General features: G+C 39.0%; 15 protein-coding genes and 1 pseudogene. 13 read left to right on the forward strand and 3 right to left on the reverse strand.

Features of this window, described 5'->3' with window-relative positions; genetic code table 11:
- Positions 1–28 precede the first annotated feature (28 nt).
- Both M3600_RS11215 and manA read left to right on the forward strand, forming a co-directional pair.
- Positions 29–364, forward strand: coding sequence for a hypothetical protein (locus M3600_RS11215; protein ID WP_233313763.1), 336 nt, complete (start codon positions 29–31; stop codon positions 362–364).
- A 103-nt stretch (positions 365–467) separates the two neighbouring features.
- Positions 468–1,415, forward strand: a complete 948-nt coding sequence (gene manA / locus M3600_RS11220) for a mannose-6-phosphate isomerase, class I (protein WP_251645982.1) — start codon at positions 468–470, stop codon at positions 1,413–1,415.
- Between the two features lie 145 nt (positions 1,416–1,560).
- Here the strand turns inward: manA and M3600_RS11225 are convergent, their stop codons facing one another.
- The gene (locus M3600_RS11225) at positions 1,561–2,358 is read right to left on the reverse strand and encodes a histidinol-phosphatase HisJ family protein (RefSeq protein ID WP_251645986.1); all 798 of its coding nucleotides are present in this window, start codon (positions 2,356–2,358) and stop codon (positions 1,561–1,563) included.
- Positions 2,359–2,546: 188 nt separating this feature from the next.
- Between M3600_RS11225 and M3600_RS11230 the strand changes: the two genes are divergently transcribed.
- From M3600_RS11230 to spoIIP, 6 genes are all read left to right on the forward strand, one after another.
- The gene (locus M3600_RS11230; RefSeq protein WP_237941470.1) at positions 2,547–3,323 is read left to right on the forward strand and encodes an alpha/beta hydrolase family protein; all 777 of its coding nucleotides are present in this window, start codon (positions 2,547–2,549) and stop codon (positions 3,321–3,323) included.
- Positions 3,324–3,525: 202 nt separating this feature from the next.
- Positions 3,526–5,259 carry a methyl-accepting chemotaxis protein gene (locus M3600_RS11235; RefSeq protein ID WP_237941469.1) on the forward strand — a complete coding sequence of 578 codons (1,734 nt, stop codon included), beginning with the start codon at positions 3,526–3,528 and terminating at the stop codon, positions 5,257–5,259.
- Entirely contained in the window at positions 5,252–6,292 is a 1,041-nt protein-coding gene (locus M3600_RS11240; protein WP_251645994.1) for a sugar ABC transporter substrate-binding protein, read from the forward strand. The genes M3600_RS11235 and M3600_RS11240 overlap by 8 nt, the downstream gene beginning before the upstream one ends.
- 170 nt (positions 6,293–6,462) lie before the next feature.
- Positions 6,463–7,068: a lysophospholipid acyltransferase family protein gene (locus M3600_RS11245; RefSeq protein ID WP_233313769.1), complete on the forward strand. Its 606-nt coding sequence runs from the start codon at positions 6,463–6,465 to the stop codon at positions 7,066–7,068.
- The gene (gene fabZ, locus M3600_RS11250) at positions 7,065–7,484 is read left to right on the forward strand and encodes a 3-hydroxyacyl-ACP dehydratase FabZ (protein ID WP_233313770.1); all 420 of its coding nucleotides are present in this window, start codon (positions 7,065–7,067) and stop codon (positions 7,482–7,484) included. Before M3600_RS11245 ends, fabZ begins: the two co-directional genes overlap by 4 nt.
- Positions 7,485–7,659: 175 nt before the next feature.
- Entirely contained in the window at positions 7,660–8,799 is a 1,140-nt protein-coding gene (spoIIP, locus tag M3600_RS11255; RefSeq protein WP_233313771.1) for a stage II sporulation protein P, read from the forward strand.
- Between the two features lie 38 nt (positions 8,800–8,837).
- Here spoIIP and M3600_RS11260 read toward each other — a convergent pair whose 3' ends face one another.
- Positions 8,838–9,035 carry an aspartyl-phosphate phosphatase Spo0E family protein gene (locus M3600_RS11260; RefSeq protein WP_237941467.1) on the reverse strand — a complete coding sequence of 66 codons (198 nt, stop codon included), beginning with the start codon at positions 9,033–9,035 and terminating at the stop codon, positions 8,838–8,840.
- A 212-nt stretch (positions 9,036–9,247) separates the two neighbouring features.
- Here M3600_RS11260 and M3600_RS11265 point away from each other — a divergent pair, with 212 nt between their 5' ends.
- From M3600_RS11265 to M3600_RS11280, 4 genes and pseudogenes are all read left to right on the forward strand, one after another.
- Positions 9,248–9,994, forward strand: coding sequence for a sugar phosphate isomerase/epimerase family protein (locus tag M3600_RS11265; protein ID WP_237941466.1), 747 nt, complete (start codon positions 9,248–9,250; stop codon positions 9,992–9,994).
- Between the two features lie 112 nt (positions 9,995–10,106).
- Positions 10,107–12,266, forward strand: a complete 2,160-nt coding sequence (gene bglX / locus M3600_RS11270) for a beta-glucosidase BglX (protein WP_233313774.1) — start codon at positions 10,107–10,109, stop codon at positions 12,264–12,266.
- A gap of 206 nt (positions 12,267–12,472) precedes the next feature.
- A complete protein-coding gene (locus M3600_RS11275) occupies positions 12,473–13,429 on the forward strand; it encodes a LacI family DNA-binding transcriptional regulator (RefSeq protein ID WP_251645997.1) in 957 nt (318 codons plus the stop codon).
- 122 nt (positions 13,430–13,551) lie between these two features.
- Positions 13,552–13,809: pseudogene (locus M3600_RS11280) on the forward strand (hypothetical protein); the annotation flags it as partial.
- Positions 13,810–13,944: 135 nt separating this feature from the next.
- Here M3600_RS11280 and M3600_RS11285 read toward each other — a convergent pair.
- Complete coding sequence (locus M3600_RS11285) at positions 13,945–14,904, reverse strand: tyrosine-type recombinase/integrase (RefSeq protein WP_251646006.1); 960 nt, start codon at positions 14,902–14,904, stop codon at positions 13,945–13,947.
- A gap of 104 nt (positions 14,905–15,008) precedes the next feature.
- Here M3600_RS11285 and M3600_RS11290 point away from each other — a divergent pair, with 104 nt between their 5' ends.
- Entirely contained in the window at positions 15,009–16,505 is a 1,497-nt protein-coding gene (locus M3600_RS11290; RefSeq protein ID WP_233313777.1) for an aminotransferase class V-fold PLP-dependent enzyme, read from the forward strand.
- Positions 16,506–16,550: the final 45 nt, after the last annotated feature.

The following is a 16,550-nucleotide window of genomic DNA, read 5'->3' on the forward strand; positions in this document are numbered from 1 at the left end:
GTGAATGACAGGAAAGGCGGAGGTGCAAATGACTGACAATTACATAAACGAAGCATATATTGCAGTCCTTGCCCAGAAGCTTTTCCGCTCTGTCTTCTGTATTATTAAGCAGCAGCAATTAGCGGAGCTTGTCGTGCAGAAGGCGGTAACTTCCAGTCTTGATAAAACAAGTATGGCTCAAGCAGAATGGGAGAAATATGTGCAGAAGCTCGCAGTTCGCACGGCAATCAATTGTAAAAATTCAACAGTTGAGCAAAAGGAGAAGCTCCTGCGCCGTATGAAGGAGAGTGAAGCTAGCTCGTTAAGCTCAACTAAAAAAGAAAGCAAAGCAGAAAAAAAGCTCGGAAGCATGGTAGGATGTTAATCCTGCCATTTTTGTTTTCTTATTTTGAAAATAGATAGAAATTGCCCCATTATATGGTAGAATAAATTTGGAAAACAAACATTTAAAGGAGCACTAAAACTATATGAATTTTGAACCGCTATTTTTTAATCCGATCTTTATGGACCGTATTTGGGGAGGAACGGAGCTTCGCAGCTTCGGCTACGATATACCGACAGAAACTACAGGTGAATGCTGGGCTTTTTCTGCTCATCCAAATGGACAGAGCGTTGTTAAAAACGGCCAGTTTGCTGGTAAGACTCTAGGTGAATTATGGGAATACAACCGTGAGCTATTTGGAAATGCCGAAGGAGACCGTTTTCCTTTACTGACAAAAATTTTGGATGCCAATCAAGATTTATCTGTCCAAGTGCACCCGAATGATGAATATGCAAAAGTTCATGAAAATGGAGAGCTAGGAAAAACAGAATGCTGGTATATTGTAGACTGCAAGGAAGGTGCTGAAATTATTTTTGGCCACCATGCTCAAACAAAAGAAGAATTAGCCAGCATGATTACTGAAAATAAATGGACTGAGCTGCTGAATAAAGTGCCAGTTAAAAAAGGTGATTTCTTCTTCGTGCCAAGTGGGACTATTCACGCAATTGGCGAAGGCATAATTATACTGGAAACACAGCAAAATTCCGATACAACCTACCGTGTTTATGATTATGACAGGAAGGATGCAAACGGCAATACTAGAGAGCTGCATGTTGAACAGTCAGTTGCTGTTACAACAGTTCCTCATAAAGCGGACGAGTATGATGTGAAGGTAAAAACAAATGGTGACTTAACAGCAACCACCTTTATTGAGTGCCCTTACTTTTCTGTTGAGAAATGGGAACTACAAGGTTCGAGCATAAACAATCAGACAAAACCATTTCTTCTATGCAGTGTCATTGAAGGGGAAGGCAGCATTAAAAAAGATTCTGCTGTTTATCCGTTTAAAAAAGGCGATCACTTCCTACTGCCTAGCGATTTTGGCAGCTTTGAACTGGAAGGAAGCAGTGAATTGATAGTTTCTTATCTATAATGTCGAAAAGAGGTGCATAGGGCACCTCTTTTTTTGTTGAAAATCACCAGAAAAAGTGGCTTTTTATAAGATGGAGTCATTACCAATAATCTGATTATATATACAAAAACGAGGTGCAAAATCACCTCGTAAGGAAAGCTTTCAATCAGCCAATTTTAACAGCGGTCGGCTTACGCAAAGAATATGTGTAGAAGTGGGTAAATCCACATGCCTTTGCAAGCTCGATTCCTTCTTTAAAACCTGCGCCTGCTGTTGCGGCATGATGGGAATCAGAACCGATTGTCAGAAGCTGTCCGCCTAATTCTTTATACAGCTTTAAGATGTCATCATGTGGCATAGAGAGCTCAAGGCTTGTTCTTAAGCCGGATGTATTAATTTCAAGACCGATTTCCCTGTTGATGGCGATTGTCAAAATGTCAGCGATTAAGTCTTTATGCTTAGTAAAGTCATATAAACCTCTTGTAGAAAAAGCATAGCGTTTCATTAAGTCAAAATGGGCGATAACATCAATATCCGCATTTTTAACCATTTCCTTTAGTTCAAGGAAATAGTCTTCGTATATATCCTTTTCAGGATGTGCATTCATAAACTTTCTAAGGGTTGTGCCACCTAAATTATGGACAGATCCTAATATGAAATCAAAAGGTATTGGTGACAGCACACGATGATAGCTGTCCATCATTTGATGAGGTTCACATAATTCAATCCCGAGCTTTATCGTGAGTTTTCCTTTAAACAGTTCCTTGCATTTATTAATATCGTTTAAATACTTTTCCCACTCCATGTGCCCAAAGGTAGGCGCGTTCGGGTTGACAGAAAAATGTTCTGTAAAACAGATTTCATAAACGCCATTATGGATTGCGCTTTGGCAAATTTCCTCCATATCGGCTTTGGAATCAAAGGAATGATTGGAGTGATGATGATAATCGGTATAATATTGCATAATTCCTCCTAAATGAAAAGACTCTCTATCTATTATTTCATAGTATAAATTACATGTCAGTTTATTTAATTCTTTTTGACAAAAAAACAGTTTTCCCTCTATAATATAAAGATAAGAAAAAAGCGTATATTAAAACCAAGTAAACCTGTAAGAAAAGTTTATTTAAGGGGATTATGGGAGGTAAACGAATGACAATTCATCAAAGGCTAATGTGGAAGCAAGAAGAACTTGCCCTTTCCATCGACTATCCAAGAAACAGAGCTAATAAAAATAATCATGTTATCCTGATTTGCCATGGCTTAATTGGCAGCCGAATTGGAGTAGATCGTCTCTTTGTGAAATCAGCAGCAGAGCTTGTAAATAACGGTTATACTGTGTATCGATTTGATTATGCAGGCTGCGGTGAAAGCACAGGCGAGTACGGCAAATTTGGTTTGAGTGACCTGATTGCTCAAACGAAAACAGTGATAGACTATGCATGCCGACAAGAGGAAACAGACGAAATTATTCTTCTTGGTCACAGTTTAGGAGGCGCTGTAACACTGCTTCAAGCGAACAGAGATGACAGAGTAAGCAAGCTAATCCAGTGGGCAGCCGTTGGAAACCCGTATGAAGATTTAGCGAAAATAGTCGGAGCGGATGAGGTTTCCGCTTTAACAGAAACCGAGACAATCGATTTTTACGGCTATCCACTTTCAGGCTATTTCTTTCAGTCGATGAAAAAGTATCAGCCTTTGCAAGAATGCACCAGCTTTAATGGTGATGTCCTGCTTTTGCATGGCAATGGTGATTCAGATATTCCCCATGATTACCTCCAAGAATATAAACGGAATTACGAACAACGTGCAAATGGCACAGCAGAAGCTTTTATCATAGAAAACGGAGAGCATACTTTTTCTTGTGCCAGTCATTATGAACAACTGATAGAGAAGACAGTTCAATGGCTTAATAAACAAATGTTGTGATTTGTTCGTTTACTCTAAAAACATACTAAACTGAGAGATTAGGATAACGAAAACTTAGTAGTGCGAAGGATTCTGCAGACAGAATCCTTTTTTTATTGCTGTTTTTTTATCATGTTTTTTGGGAGGAAAAATTTTTTTCATAACCTATTCAACATTTGTTTGCGGCTGTCGATATTACCGGTAGAGATAGGAGGGACTCTTTTTGACAGAAAAATTTAAATTCAAAAATCTTAGAATAGGCTATAAATATGGAATTGTGTTTTTGTTGACACTTGTTTTATTTATCACTTCTATATCAATAACCTTTGTATCCTTAAATAAGATGTCCAAGAACAACGATGAAGTAAGCAGCAAAAACGAGCTAAGTATTAACACAATGGAGTTAGTGGCGTTATTTCAAGAGAAAAATACGCAAATACCGCTTTATTTTCTTGATGCAAACGATCAAAAACTTGATGAATACTTAGAATTAAGTAAAAAGTTTACAGCGACTGCACTTAAAGTCGAGAGTAGTATAGAAGGCGAAGAAGCGAAAAAAATATATTTACAGCTGATTGAAAATAACCAAAAAATTGATGAAATATTTTTCAACTCTGTTGTTCCGAACGTGAAGGACTTTAATACAACAGCATATAAAGAATTGGAAAAAGAAATCACAGAGTTAAAAGTAAAGGTAACAGATGAAGGGGAGCAGTTGAACAAGCTTGTCGCTGCAGAAAATAATCAGTCAATAACTGCATTAAAAGCCCTTGTAAGCAGAACTAGCTTGCTTGTCGGCGTATTGACTGTTGTGACAATTGTAGTTTCCAGTGCTATTTTAATCATCATCTCAAGAAGAGTACAAAGTCAGTTAAAACATGTCATTGAGGTAAGCGATTCCATCGCAAATGGAAAGCTCGCTATTGCACCACTTGCGGAAGATTCCAGTGATGAAATTGGTCAATTATCCAAATCTATTAATAAAATGGGCTCAAGTTTAAAAGAGACAATACATGGTATTTCTGGGATGTCGACAAATCTTGATTCAAGAAGTATGGAAGTATCAGAAGCAGCTGTTGAGGTAAGCGAAACAATTGATATGATGACAACGACAGTAATGGAGCTAGTAGAAGGGGTCAATGTCCAGGCAGATGCAGCCTCAACGATTGCCGCAAATATGCAAGATTTCAATCATCAAATTGCCGAAGCAGATGAAAATGCAAATGAATTAGTAAAAACATCCGCGGCTGTTACAACGTCAAGCAAAGAGGGAAGCAGACTGATGCATTTGTCCTTAGAACAGATGCATACGATTAATACAGTTGTAACAAGCAGCGTTAAGAAAATGAAAGAGCTTGAAAGCAATACAGCTAATATTACTGAACTTGTCACATTTATTAAATCAATTGCAGAGCAAACAAACTTGCTGTCCTTAAATGCCTCGATTGAAGCAGCAAGAGCAGGGGAAGCTGGCAAAGGTTTTTCTGTAGTGGCAGAGGAAGTGCGTAAGTTGGCTGTGCAAACTTCTGATTCTATTAATGATATTACAGGATTAGTAACAGCCATTCGGGAAAACAGTATTGAATCTCTGACTCAGCTTGAAAAAGGGTATGAGGAAGTAAACAAAGGAGCAGAACAAATTAAATTAACGGAAAGCTCCTTTAATGAAATCCTGGCAGGCATTGCTAATCTGACAGATAAAACGATGAACATTTCTGAAATCATTAAAGAATTCAGCAAAACGAGCACAGGCATAAGTACATCTGTTGAGCAGATTGCAGCTGTGTCGGAAGAATCAGCAGCGTCCTTTGAAGAAGTTTCTGCTTCGATGATGCAGCAAAATGATATGATGACAAGCATTACGGCAAACTTTAAAGAAATTACGCAAATGGTAGATGATATGAACAATATGATTCAAAAATTTGAACTAGAGAAGGAGGAAAAGGGACATGCGTAAACTGCATAAACAACTAGCAGCAGGAGCAATGGTACTAAGCATTTCCCTTCTGTCCGCCTGCTCTCAAGATACAGTTAAGGAAACAGCTAAAATAAAGCTTTCACAAGATGATAGTAAAGTTTATGTCGGCTTCTCTCTCGATACTCTCGCAGAAGAACGCTGGTATAAAGATAAAGATGCTTTTGAAACGACTGTTAAGGAGCTTGGCGGTGAGGTGAAAACACTTGCTGCCAACGGGGTTGACAGTGTGCAGATTAAACAGGCTGAATTGTTGATTGCAGAAGGTGTTGATGTTTTAGTCGTTGTACCTCATAATGCCGAAGTATCTGCCGAGATAGTGGAAATAGCTCATAAGGCAGATGTTAAAGTAATATCTTATGACCGATTAATTAAAAATGCTGATGTTGATTATTATATTTCGTATGATAATAAAAAAGTCGGCCAGCTGCAGGCACAAGAAATTTTGAAAAAACAAAATAAAGGGAATTTTGCTTATATCGGCGGTGCTGAGACAGACAATAACGCCATCCTCTTCAGAGAAGGAGCTATGGAAGTGCTGAAGCCGTATATAGATAAAGGACAAATTAAGCTTGTATATGATCAATATACAGCTGAATGGAAGCCAGAAACAGCCGAGAGCAACATGAAGCAAGCTTTAAAAGCTAATAAAAATGACATTCAGGCAGTTATCGCAGCAAATGACGGCACTGCCGGCGGTGTTATTAATGCCTTAAAGGCAAGCGGCTTAAAGATTCCAGTATCCGGCCAAGATGCAGAGGTTGACGGAATTAAACGCATCCTTGCAGGAACACAAACAATGACAGTTTATAAACCGATTCAAGCAATTGCAGAAAATGCTGCAAATATCGCGATGAAGGCGGGGAATCAGGAGGAAATCGAAACAACAGCAACAGTGAACAACGGCAAAATCGACGTTCCAGCAATTCTCCTCGATCCAGTAGCAGTCACTAAAGGCAATATAGAGGATACAGTAATCAAGGATAATTTTATTAACAAGGATGACTTAGAATAATCACTTAAGGAGCTTAGGAATGAGCTCCTTTTGTGTGTAGATGAGACTACTCTTTTTCAGTTGGATAGTATATAATTAAAGGTATAGAAAAATATAGTATCTAGTACTAAGAGCAGATGTTATACTAATCATAAATAATTCGTTGTATTTTTACATAAAGGAGATTTAACATGTATACATTCACAAGTAATTTTGCCAATATTGTTTTAAAAATATTTGGGCGCAGTGAGGCGATAAACAAGGATAAACTGCCAAAGGATACAGGTTATGTTGTTGCCTGCTCTCATATTGGCTGGATCGATGTTGTGGCACTTGGAACATCACTATTGCCGAAACAGATTCACTTCATGGCAAAAAAAGAGCTGTTCACAAAGCCTAATGCTGCCAAGTTTCTTAACAGTATTAACGCCTTTCCAGTAGACCGGGAAAATCCTGGGCCTAGCAGTATTAAGACGCCTGTTAAACTGTTGAAAGAGAAGAAAATCGTCGGCATCTTTCCAAGCGGGACAAGAACGTCCGAGGATGTTCCGCTGAAAAGAGGAGCAGCAACAATCGCCAATCTTGCTAAAGTGCCGATTGTGCCAGCAGCTTACAGCGGTCCGACAGATCTTAAGGGATTGCTAAAAGGAAATAAAATTAGAGTAATGTTCGGCGATCCGATTTTACTGCAAAAGGAAGACGGCTCGAGAAAAGATGTTGCGGAGCTGACGCAAGAAATGACTGATGTTATGGCAAGTCTGCAGCTGCAGCTGGATGCAAGAGGGAAAAAGCAATGATTGATTTAGCCATTGTAAAAGATATTTTAAACCGCTATCCGCTGCCCCTCGTAGATGAAATCTTGGAATTGAAGGCTGGCAAAATGGCTGTAGGTGTTAAGCAAATCAGTAAAGAAGACACATTTGCCACAGGTCAAAACCCAAAAAGCCCTATTTTGCCGGGAGTGTTAATCATTGAAGCAATTGCTCAAGTAACAGCAGTAGCCATTCACAGTGAAAAAAAACATGAAGGCAAATGGGCGTTATTAGCAAAAATAAATGACTGTAAAATAAGAAGACCAGTCTTTCCAGGTGACGAGCTTTGTATGGAGGTTTTCGTCACAAAGGTCAAAAAAACGATTGCCAAAGCAAAAGGAATCGCAACCGTTCGCGGTGAATTAATCTGTGAAACAGAGCTGCTGTTTTCCTTTAAATAAGATTTTCGCGTATGTAAGGGAGCTACTACATACGCTTTTTTAACAAATTTATAATAAATTTTACGCACTCAATTTATAAATAAAAAAATAAACCAAAGCAACTAAAAGTTAAATAAATTCGTTCTTCTAAATCTCTTACAATTGAATATAAATTTAGAGAGAAAGGAGACGACCTATGCATATATCAAAATTAAAATACTATTTCCAATACATTTACACTACTGTTTTAGGAGTCATCCTTGTTTTTATCTTAATTTCTGGTGCAACGACTTCACTAGTTTCACAAAAATTCTCCTCTGATTATATAAGAGAGGCCCTCGACAAGGTCGATGCCACCAATTTATACTCCCAGCTCTTTAACTTTGAAAATCACTATTTTCCAAAGGAAGGAAGCGCTATTTCCTTATCAAACCTATTCTTTCAGGTTGCCACAAATATCAGCCTTGATGATACAAGAACACTATTAGGACGAGAGCTGCCCCAGCTAAGCTTTTATCATACAAAAATCATTGTTGCTGAAGAAGGGACAACCATCGCCCAATTGCCGTATGAATCAACACCTTCTGATGAAATACTAAAAAATCCGAAGGAAGCAGACGAAGAAAAAATTACCGAAGATACCCCAAAATCAGAAGACAACAATTCAAATCAAACTTCCTCAGAAAAACGGGTTCTTATCTATCAAACACATAATTTAGAATCTTATTTGCCGCTGTTGAAGAATGCTAAAGACCCAGATGATGCAATCAGTGCGGATGAACGGGTTAATGTAGTCAGTCTTGGTACTAAATTAACTAGCCTTCTGCAAAACGAAGGGATAGGGGTTCAGCATGATAAAACAAATATGAATCAAAGACTGTTAGACCGGAAGTGGAAGTATACTGCTTCTTATAATGCTTCAAGTGAAATTGTAGAAACAGCCATGGCAGAAAACAAAGATCTTACGTATTTAATTGATATACACAGAGATTCATTGCGGAAAGATAAAACAACGGCTACTATTAATGGCAAGTCATATGCAAAGATAGTTTTTGTTGTCGGTGAAGGTTATGAAGGCTATGAAAAAAACCAGGCTTTTGCCAAAAAAATGCATGAAGAACTTGCTGCTAAGTATCCAGGTATCAGCAGAGGCGTATTTGGAAAAAGTCAGGATTCAGGCAATGGTATATACAATCAAAACTACTCAGATAAAGCTATCCTTCTTGAAGTAGGCGGTGTCGACAATAACCAAGAAGAACTGAATAGGACAATCGAAGCTTTTGCCGACGTCTTCTCCGAAATATATTGGGAAGAAAACGGTGCAACAGAACAGTAAACTACCTTAGCCTCCTTTTCATTTTGGAAAGGAGGCTGTTACTTGTTTATTTTTATGCTGCTGAGAACTTGCTGGTATTTGACGATATACACATCAAGTTCTTGGCTGATATTCAAAACAGCAAGACTCTCTAAACCTTCCTGTGAAGCAATTAGCAACAACTCACAGCGAAGATGATTGATTTTAATAAGCAACTTATTAAGCTTTTCCTCTTTGCAATCCCTTTCCTTCAGCAAGATGTATTCTCCCTTATTCATTATTCCTTACAAAAATGAGCCTTATAACCTATCATACTGTCAAATTATGAACAAATAATGAATGTTTTTTAAACTTTTGCAACTCACTTTAAAAATAATCGATTATTTAGACAGAAGAGGAGGAAAAGTACGTTCGAATATATAAAGAAGTACTTGAGTATTTTATACAAACCATGAAAAGGAGAGATTCTATGAAAATGCCAATCGCATTGCAGCTATGGAGTGTAAAAGAGGAGGCTGAGCAAGACTTTTTCGGGACGTTGGAAAAGGTAGCAAGCATGGGCTATGACGGTGTGGAATTTGCAGGTTATTACGGGAAAAGTGCACAAGAAATAAAAGCAAAATTAAAGGAGCTAGGGTTGAAAATTGCCGGTTCTCATATCAGCATGGAGGATATTTTGCAAAACACAGACAAGGTAATAGAATTTGAGCAAGAGCTTGGAAATAAATATATTGTGTGTCCTTGGGCAAACTTTCCTACGATCGAGGAGTGGAATGATTTTGCAGAAAAGATGCAGAAAACAGGTGTTAAGATTGCAGCTGCAGGATTATCCCTTTTATATCATAATCATAACCATGAATTTGCCCGCAATGATGATGAATTTATTCTTGATAGGCTGTTTAAGGCAGTGCCAGCCGGCTATTTAAATGCAGAGCTTGACACATACTGGCTAGAATACGCAGGGATTAATGCTATTGACTATTTGGACAAATGGAAGGATAGAACTCCGCTAATCCATGTGAAGGACTTGGATGCTAGTAAACGGGAAAGTACAGAAGTCGGCAATGGCAGTTTAAATATAAAGGGTATTGTTGAAAAAGCTTACGAGAATGGTACAGAGTGGCTGATCGTTGAACAAGAAGCATTTACTCAGCCACCATTAGCGAGTGTCGAAATCGGTTTGCAAAATTTACAAACAATAGTAGCAAGTTTATAGTATTAAGTCCTCCCCTTGGTTTTTAAGTTGACCTCAGAAATGAAAACGCTTATAATTCAAATTGTAATCGTTAGTGAAACGTTTCGATAAAGGGATAAGGGGAGGCAGAAAGATGGTTGAGCTCAATCTGAAGTCAATAATTCATAACATGACATTAGAAGAAAAGGTCGCACAATTAATCCAGCTCGCCGGAAATTTTTATTACGGCTTGGCAGGTGAAATAACTGGTCCATTTGAAGAGATGAACATCAGCGGCTTTGTTGTTAAAAACAGCGGTTCTGTTTTAGGTGTTTCTGGAGCAGAAACGGTGCGAAAAATACAAGAGGAGCATTTAAAAAACAATCGTCATGGAATTCCACTCCTATTCATGTCAGACATCGTTCATGGCTATAAAACAATCTTTCCGATTCCTTTAGCGATTGGCTGTTCTTGGGATATGGAGCTGGCAGAAAAAAGTGCAGCGGTCGCGGCTAGTGAAGCAGCAGTTGCTGGTGTACATGTCACCTTTGCACCAATGGTTGACCTCGTCCGTGATCCGAGATGGGGCCGAGTGCTTGAATCGACAGGGGAAGACTCTTTTTTAAACAGTGCTTTTGCCAAAGCATTTGTGAGAGGCTTTCAAGGCAGTAATCTGGCGGAAGATTACAGCAAAGTGGCTGCATGTGTGAAGCATTTTGCTGCCTATGGTGCCTCAGAAGGAGGCCGTGACTATAACACTGTCAACATGTCTGAACGCCAAATGCGAGAATCCTATCTGCCTGCCTATAAAGCAGCACTAGATGAAGGCTGTGAAATGGTCATGACATCCTTTAACACCGTTGATGGGATTCCAGCTAGCGGCAACAAGTGGCTCATGCGAGAAATTCTTCGCGAGGAATGGGGTTTTAATGGTGTGTTGATATCAGATTGGGGCGCAGTCAAAGAGTTAATTCCCCACGGAGTCGCTGATGACGAAGCAGAAGCAGCCCGTATGGCAATCACTGCTGGTGTTGATATTGAAATGATGACCCCTTGCTATATCAGCAGCTTGCAAAGTCTGATAGAAACAGGGAAAGTGGAAGAGGCATTATTAGACGAGGCAGTGATGCGCATTCTAAAGCTGAAAGATAAGCTCGGGTTATTCCAAAATCCTTACAGAGCTGCAGATGCTGCAAAGGAACAAGAAGTGATCCTTTCTAAGAGCAATCGAGAAGTTGCCCGTAAACTGGCAGAGAAATCATGTGTTCTTTTAAAAAATGAGAACGTGTTGCCCTTGGACAAACAGCAGAAAATCGCCCTCATTGGTCCTTTCGCACAATCATCGGACATCTTAGGAGCATGGTCTTGGAAAGGAGAAATCGAAAAGACAGTAAACCTCCATGAAGCACTAAAAACAATGACAGAAAATCTGTCCGTCGCACAAGGTTGTAATGTTGAAACTATAACAGAAGAACAAGTTGCTGAGGCAATAGAAGCAGCGACGGCCGCGGATATACTAATTCTTGCAGTCGGCGAAAATGCTTCCATGAGCGGTGAAGCCTGCAGCCGTGGTGATATCACTTTACCGGAGGCGCAGCTGCAGCTAATTAAACAGATGAAAACATTAAATAAACCAATAGCTGTCATCCTGTTCAACGGCCGTCCCCTTGATTTACACGGTGTCCTAGATGAAGCTGATGCTGTGCTCGAAGCATGGTATCCTGGAACAGAAGGAGCCGCTGCAATAGCTAATATTCTATATGGAAAAGTGAACCCTTCAGGAAAACTGGCTATGTCTTTTCCCTATTCAGCAGGGCAAATTCCAGTTTACTATAATGCTTATAATACAGGCCGTCCCTATGACGGAGTAAGCCGTGATCATTATGTATCCAAATATTTAGATATTCCAAATAAGCCGCTGCTCCCATTTGGCTTTGGCTTAAGCTATACAAACTTCACATACACTAATCTGCGATTGTCCTCCGATAAGATGAGCGCAGATAAACCCGTTCAAGTCACACTAACCATTACAAATACCGGAGAATACTCCGGAGAAGAAATTGTTCAGCTCTATATTCGTGATTTGTCAGGCGAAGTAGTCCGTCCCGTCAAAGAACTAAAAGACTTCCAAAGAGTAACCTTAAACTCAAAGGAAACAAAGGACATCCAATTTCAAATTACAGAAGAACAGCTGCGCTACTACCATTCTGATATGAGCTTTACTAGTGATGCAGGCTTGTTTGAATTGTATGTGGGCAGCAGCAGTGAGGATGTATTGTCTGGGAGATTTGCGTTGATAACAAAAGAAAGTTAATTTAATGGGCATCTAAGTTTTTGCAGTGGATTATTTGGAAAATAAAACGTTTATAAGCGGAGCCAGGAAATCCAGACGATTTCCTGGCTCCCTTCCTTACATAAAAAATAACTTGCACACAACAAGAACTATCCTAGTAATTTTGATAAAATAGTATTATTGATTTATTTTACATATCAACTTTTACAAGATTGGAGGGATTCGTATTGGCAGGAATTAAGGATATCGCAAAAGAGGCAGGTGTATCGATTTCAACCGTTTCGTATGCGCTTAATGGGAGCCCAAAAGTAACGGAAGAGACACGAAGCCGGATATTGGCAATTGCTGATCGGTTAGGATATGTTCCTAATGCTGCGGCAAGAATGCTAAAGGTGAAGCAAACAAAGATAATCGGTGTCTTCTTGGCTGATTATGGAGGATATTTCTATGGTCCGCTGCTTCGGGGGATGCGTGAGGCTTTAAATGAGAAGGGGTATGAATTAATTGCGTGCTCTGGTGTTCAATCTCATCGCCTTTTACTCGAAAAGGTTATAGATGGCGGTATTATTTTAGATCAGGCATTTACTGACGAAGAGCTGCTTAATTATGCTGACAAAAGCTATAAAATCGTAGTGCTCGACAGGGAGCTTAATCATGAAAATATTAAAGGAGTGCTTTTGGATAATAAAGCTGGTGCAAGAATAGCTGTAAGGAAGCTTCTTCATCATAAGGTGAACAAGCTGTATGCAGTTACAGGTCCTGCTGGTTCTTATGATTCCAAAAAACGGCTGGAAGGTGTCAGGGAGGAATTACTTTCGTTCCCAAATGTGGAGCTGATTGAAATACAAGGTAATTTCCTAAAAGATTCTGGCGAAGAGGCAGCAAGACAAATTTTTGCAGACTGCAGGGAGCCGATTGCAATATTTTGCTTAAATGATGAAATGGCTGTTGGGATTTATAATTATCTTCAGGATAAGGAATATAAAATAGGCAAAGATGTGTTCCTTGTAGGTTTTGATAATATTGAATTAGCACAATATATGGTGCCAAGATTAAGCACCATCAGCTATTCCAGCTATGAATGGGGTTGTATCGCTGCTAATAATTTATTAAAGCTGCTATCAAACGAAACAGTTGAAAATGAACAAATTGAGGTTACGATAACGGTTGGCGGTTCTTCGTAATGGTTATTACAGTCTTAAGTTTTTGAACTTGAGGCTTTTTTTATATTTACTAAACCCGCATATTTCCTTATAACAACAGCAAAATAAGAGCATGGAGCTTTTCTATCTTAAGGGGGGCTATGATGGACTTTCCGACAATACAGACGAATTTCTGGGATGCCGTGGCGGCAGTGCCGATTGTGATGGTACTTACACAGCTTATAAAGTGGCTTTTTCCTATTCCTAAAAAATTCAGACCAACAACCGCTCTTATTTTAGGACTAATAATTTCTGTCTTTTTCAGCCATAGACATAGTTTAACAGCAGGTCTGTTTATGGGATGGTTTTATGGTTATTCTGCAATAGGCTCTTATGCGTCTACGAAAACAAGTGTATTAACGATGATAAGCAAGTGGGAGAAGAAGGATAAATACCCGCGGATTAGACTGTTTTTAGAAAAGGTATTTTTAATAAAAAAGAAGTTGACCACTTTGCCTGATTAAAAAGAGCAGATGGAATTATCCATCTGCTCTTATTTACTTGGAGGAGACTTCTTCATCCATCGCAAGCAAGTATTGTTTATATCTTCTCAATGCTGCTTCACTTGTAAGAGAGAAGCGTTCCATAATATATTCATCAGATTTGCCTTGCTGAATTTCCTCTAAAATTGCTGTATTCCGTAAGGTCACTGCTGATATTTTTCGCAAGCCTGCCCGCTTGACTTCATCCTTTATCATTTCCTGGATGGCACGAACGGATAAAGCTTTTGGCTTCTGTCTGTCATAATCATATTGAAAGGATAGAGACACATTATTAAAAGCAACGAAAAGCGGATCCTTAGAGTGATATTTCGGGCGAAACAGCTTCGGAATAGAATAAAAATATGTCCTGATATCTTCCATAATCTGATTTTCAACAGCAAACTTTTTCATCGTTGTCCCAAAAGGTATCGAAAGCTCTCCTTGCGAAAGATTCATTTGCTCCATCGTTATGGCATACACTTCTGTCGGTGTTAACCCGAATGCTCTGATAAGGGATGCAATGGCAGCATTACGCTCCACTAAAAAATTTCGTGCTGCTTTTTTTCCTGTTGCTTCCGAGTATCGAAGTTTCATAGTATAGATCAGTTTAGTGAACTCCTCACTCTCAATAAAATCATTGTTTGTTAAGGAACGGAGCGGTGCTGTGTGTGATAATTTATGAATATCATGGGCTGCAATACATTGATAATATTTCAGGAAACGGCTCAGCACTGTCGCTAACCGGCGAATCGTCGCATGGGAAAGTTTTTTACTATGCAGGTAGACGAAGTATTTTTGAATATCGTCTTTTCTTAATGCCTTTAACGTATCCATATCCGTTTTTTTCTGTTCTGCTTCAAGCCAAGAAAAAAACTTCTTCAAGTCTGATTCGTATTGTTTTAGCGTCAATTTAGAGCGTCCGGCTTCGTGCAAATCCTCTAGGAAAGCATGAGCAAAATCGGGTAATATAGCCATAAGCTTTCAGCCCCTTTCTTTTTTAAAAAATTTTTCTGGATTTAGATTAACTTCTTTCTTTATTTTAACATAGGTTAGTAAGTGAGAGAGAGGGAGGATTTAGGTTGATAAGAGCTAAAATTGGAGAATCGACATATGTGATTGGGACGGAGCTAGAATCACACTTTAGCTCATTCAAGAAACATATTATCGGAGATGATTTTGCCTACCCTACTGTTTATGGTACCCAAAAATTATTATATGCTGATTGGACAGCGAGCGGAAGATTGTATCGGAAAATTGAAGATAACCTTGTTGACATAATTGGTCCTTATGTAGCAAATACACATACAGAGTCCAACATAACTGGCACCTATATAACAAATGCCTACCATGAGGCAAAAAGCATCATTAAAAATCACGTGCATGCAAATGATGATGACATTCTAATCTTTGATGGTTTTGGCATGACAGGTGTTATCAATAAATTTCAAAGATTAATCGGCATTAAACATATGGACAAACGAACGCTGACTATTAAGGAAAGACCAATTGTTTTTGTAACACATATGGAGCATCACTCCAATTATCTGTCGTGGCTTGAAACTGCGGCAGAAGTAATCACAATCCGGCCAGATGCCAATGGCGATGTGGATTACAGTCACTTAGAGGAGCTGCTTCTATTGCATAAGCAAAGGCATATGAAAATAGGAGCGTTTACTGCTTGCTCCAATGTAACGGGCAGAAAAACTGATTATCATCAGCTAGCAAAACTAATGCATCAATATGGCGGGATTTGTCTTGTTGATTTTTCTGCATCCGCCCCATATGAAACCATGAATATGCATCCCGAGGATAAGGAAGCATTCCTAGATGTCATCTGCTTTTCGCCTCATAAGTTCTTAGGTGGACCAGGTACAAGCGGCGTTCTTATAATGAATAAAAAGCTCATTCATGCAAAAATTCCTGATCATCCAGGTGGAGGAACAGTTGACTTTACGAACGGATGGGGAGACATTCTTTATAAAAAGGATTTGGAAGAGCGGGAAGACGGCGGAACACCAGGCTTTCTTCAAGCAATTAGGACTGCTCTCGCTATTCAGTTAAAGGAAGAAATGAATGTCCAGAAAATGCAGCAGCGTGAACAGGAGCTTGTCGCTTTGACAATGACAGAATTAAGTAAAATACCAGGAATAACGATACTGGACGGTGAAAATAAAAACCGCCATGGTATTATTTCCGTAATTTGTGAAGGGCTGCATTTTGATCTTGGAGCAAAGCTTTTGAATGACCGATTCGGCATTCAAGTAAGAGGCGGCTGCTCATGTGCCGGCCCATACGGTCACTATTTGCTTGGTATGAGTAAAGCGCAATCTAAGCAAATAAGTGCAGAGATTCAAAAGGGCATCTTCACAAATAAACCAGGGTGGATAAGAATCTCGCTTCACCCGACAATGACCAATAAGGAAGTTTATTCTATTATCCATGCTTTTAAAAAGATAATCATGTATAAAGAAGAATGGCAGAAGGATTACTGCTATATGCCTCGAAGCAATGAATATGTTTGTGCATTACGAAGTAATGATAATCATACGGATATTTTTAAATCCTCCTTAAAATAGAAACTGCTTTTTAAATAAGTGTATGCTAAAATATATACAATTGAA

The organism is Niallia sp. MER 6, from assembly GCF_023714395.1.
GTDB lineage: Bacteria > Bacillota > Bacilli > Bacillales > Cytobacillaceae > Niallia.

What these genes read in the sequence shown, in the direction of transcription:
- bglX (WP_233313774.1), top strand. Translation starts at nt 10,107, where the DNA reads ATGGTTGAGCTCAATCTGAAGTCAATAATTCATAACATGACATTAGAA.
- fabZ (WP_233313770.1), top strand. Translation starts at nt 7,065, where the DNA reads ATGATTGATTTAGCCATTGTAAAAGATATTTTAAACCGCTATCCGCTG.
- M3600_RS11225 (WP_251645986.1), bottom strand. Translation starts at nt 2,358, where the DNA reads ATGCAATATTATACCGATTATCATCATCACTCCAATCATTCCTTTGAT.
- M3600_RS11240 (WP_251645994.1), top strand. Translation starts at nt 5,252, where the DNA reads ATGCGTAAACTGCATAAACAACTAGCAGCAGGAGCAATGGTACTAAGC.
- spoIIP (WP_233313771.1), top strand. Translation starts at nt 7,660, where the DNA reads ATGCATATATCAAAATTAAAATACTATTTCCAATACATTTACACTACT.
- M3600_RS11285 (WP_251646006.1), bottom strand. Translation starts at nt 14,904, where the DNA reads ATGGCTATATTACCCGATTTTGCTCATGCTTTCCTAGAGGATTTGCAC.
- M3600_RS11265 (WP_237941466.1), top strand. Translation starts at nt 9,248, where the DNA reads ATGAAAATGCCAATCGCATTGCAGCTATGGAGTGTAAAAGAGGAGGCT.
- M3600_RS11215 (WP_233313763.1), top strand. Translation starts at nt 29, where the DNA reads ATGACTGACAATTACATAAACGAAGCATATATTGCAGTCCTTGCCCAG.
- manA (WP_251645982.1), top strand. Translation starts at nt 468, where the DNA reads ATGAATTTTGAACCGCTATTTTTTAATCCGATCTTTATGGACCGTATT.
- M3600_RS11245 (WP_233313769.1), top strand. Translation starts at nt 6,463, where the DNA reads ATGTATACATTCACAAGTAATTTTGCCAATATTGTTTTAAAAATATTT.
- M3600_RS11230 (WP_237941470.1), top strand. Translation starts at nt 2,547, where the DNA reads ATGACAATTCATCAAAGGCTAATGTGGAAGCAAGAAGAACTTGCCCTT.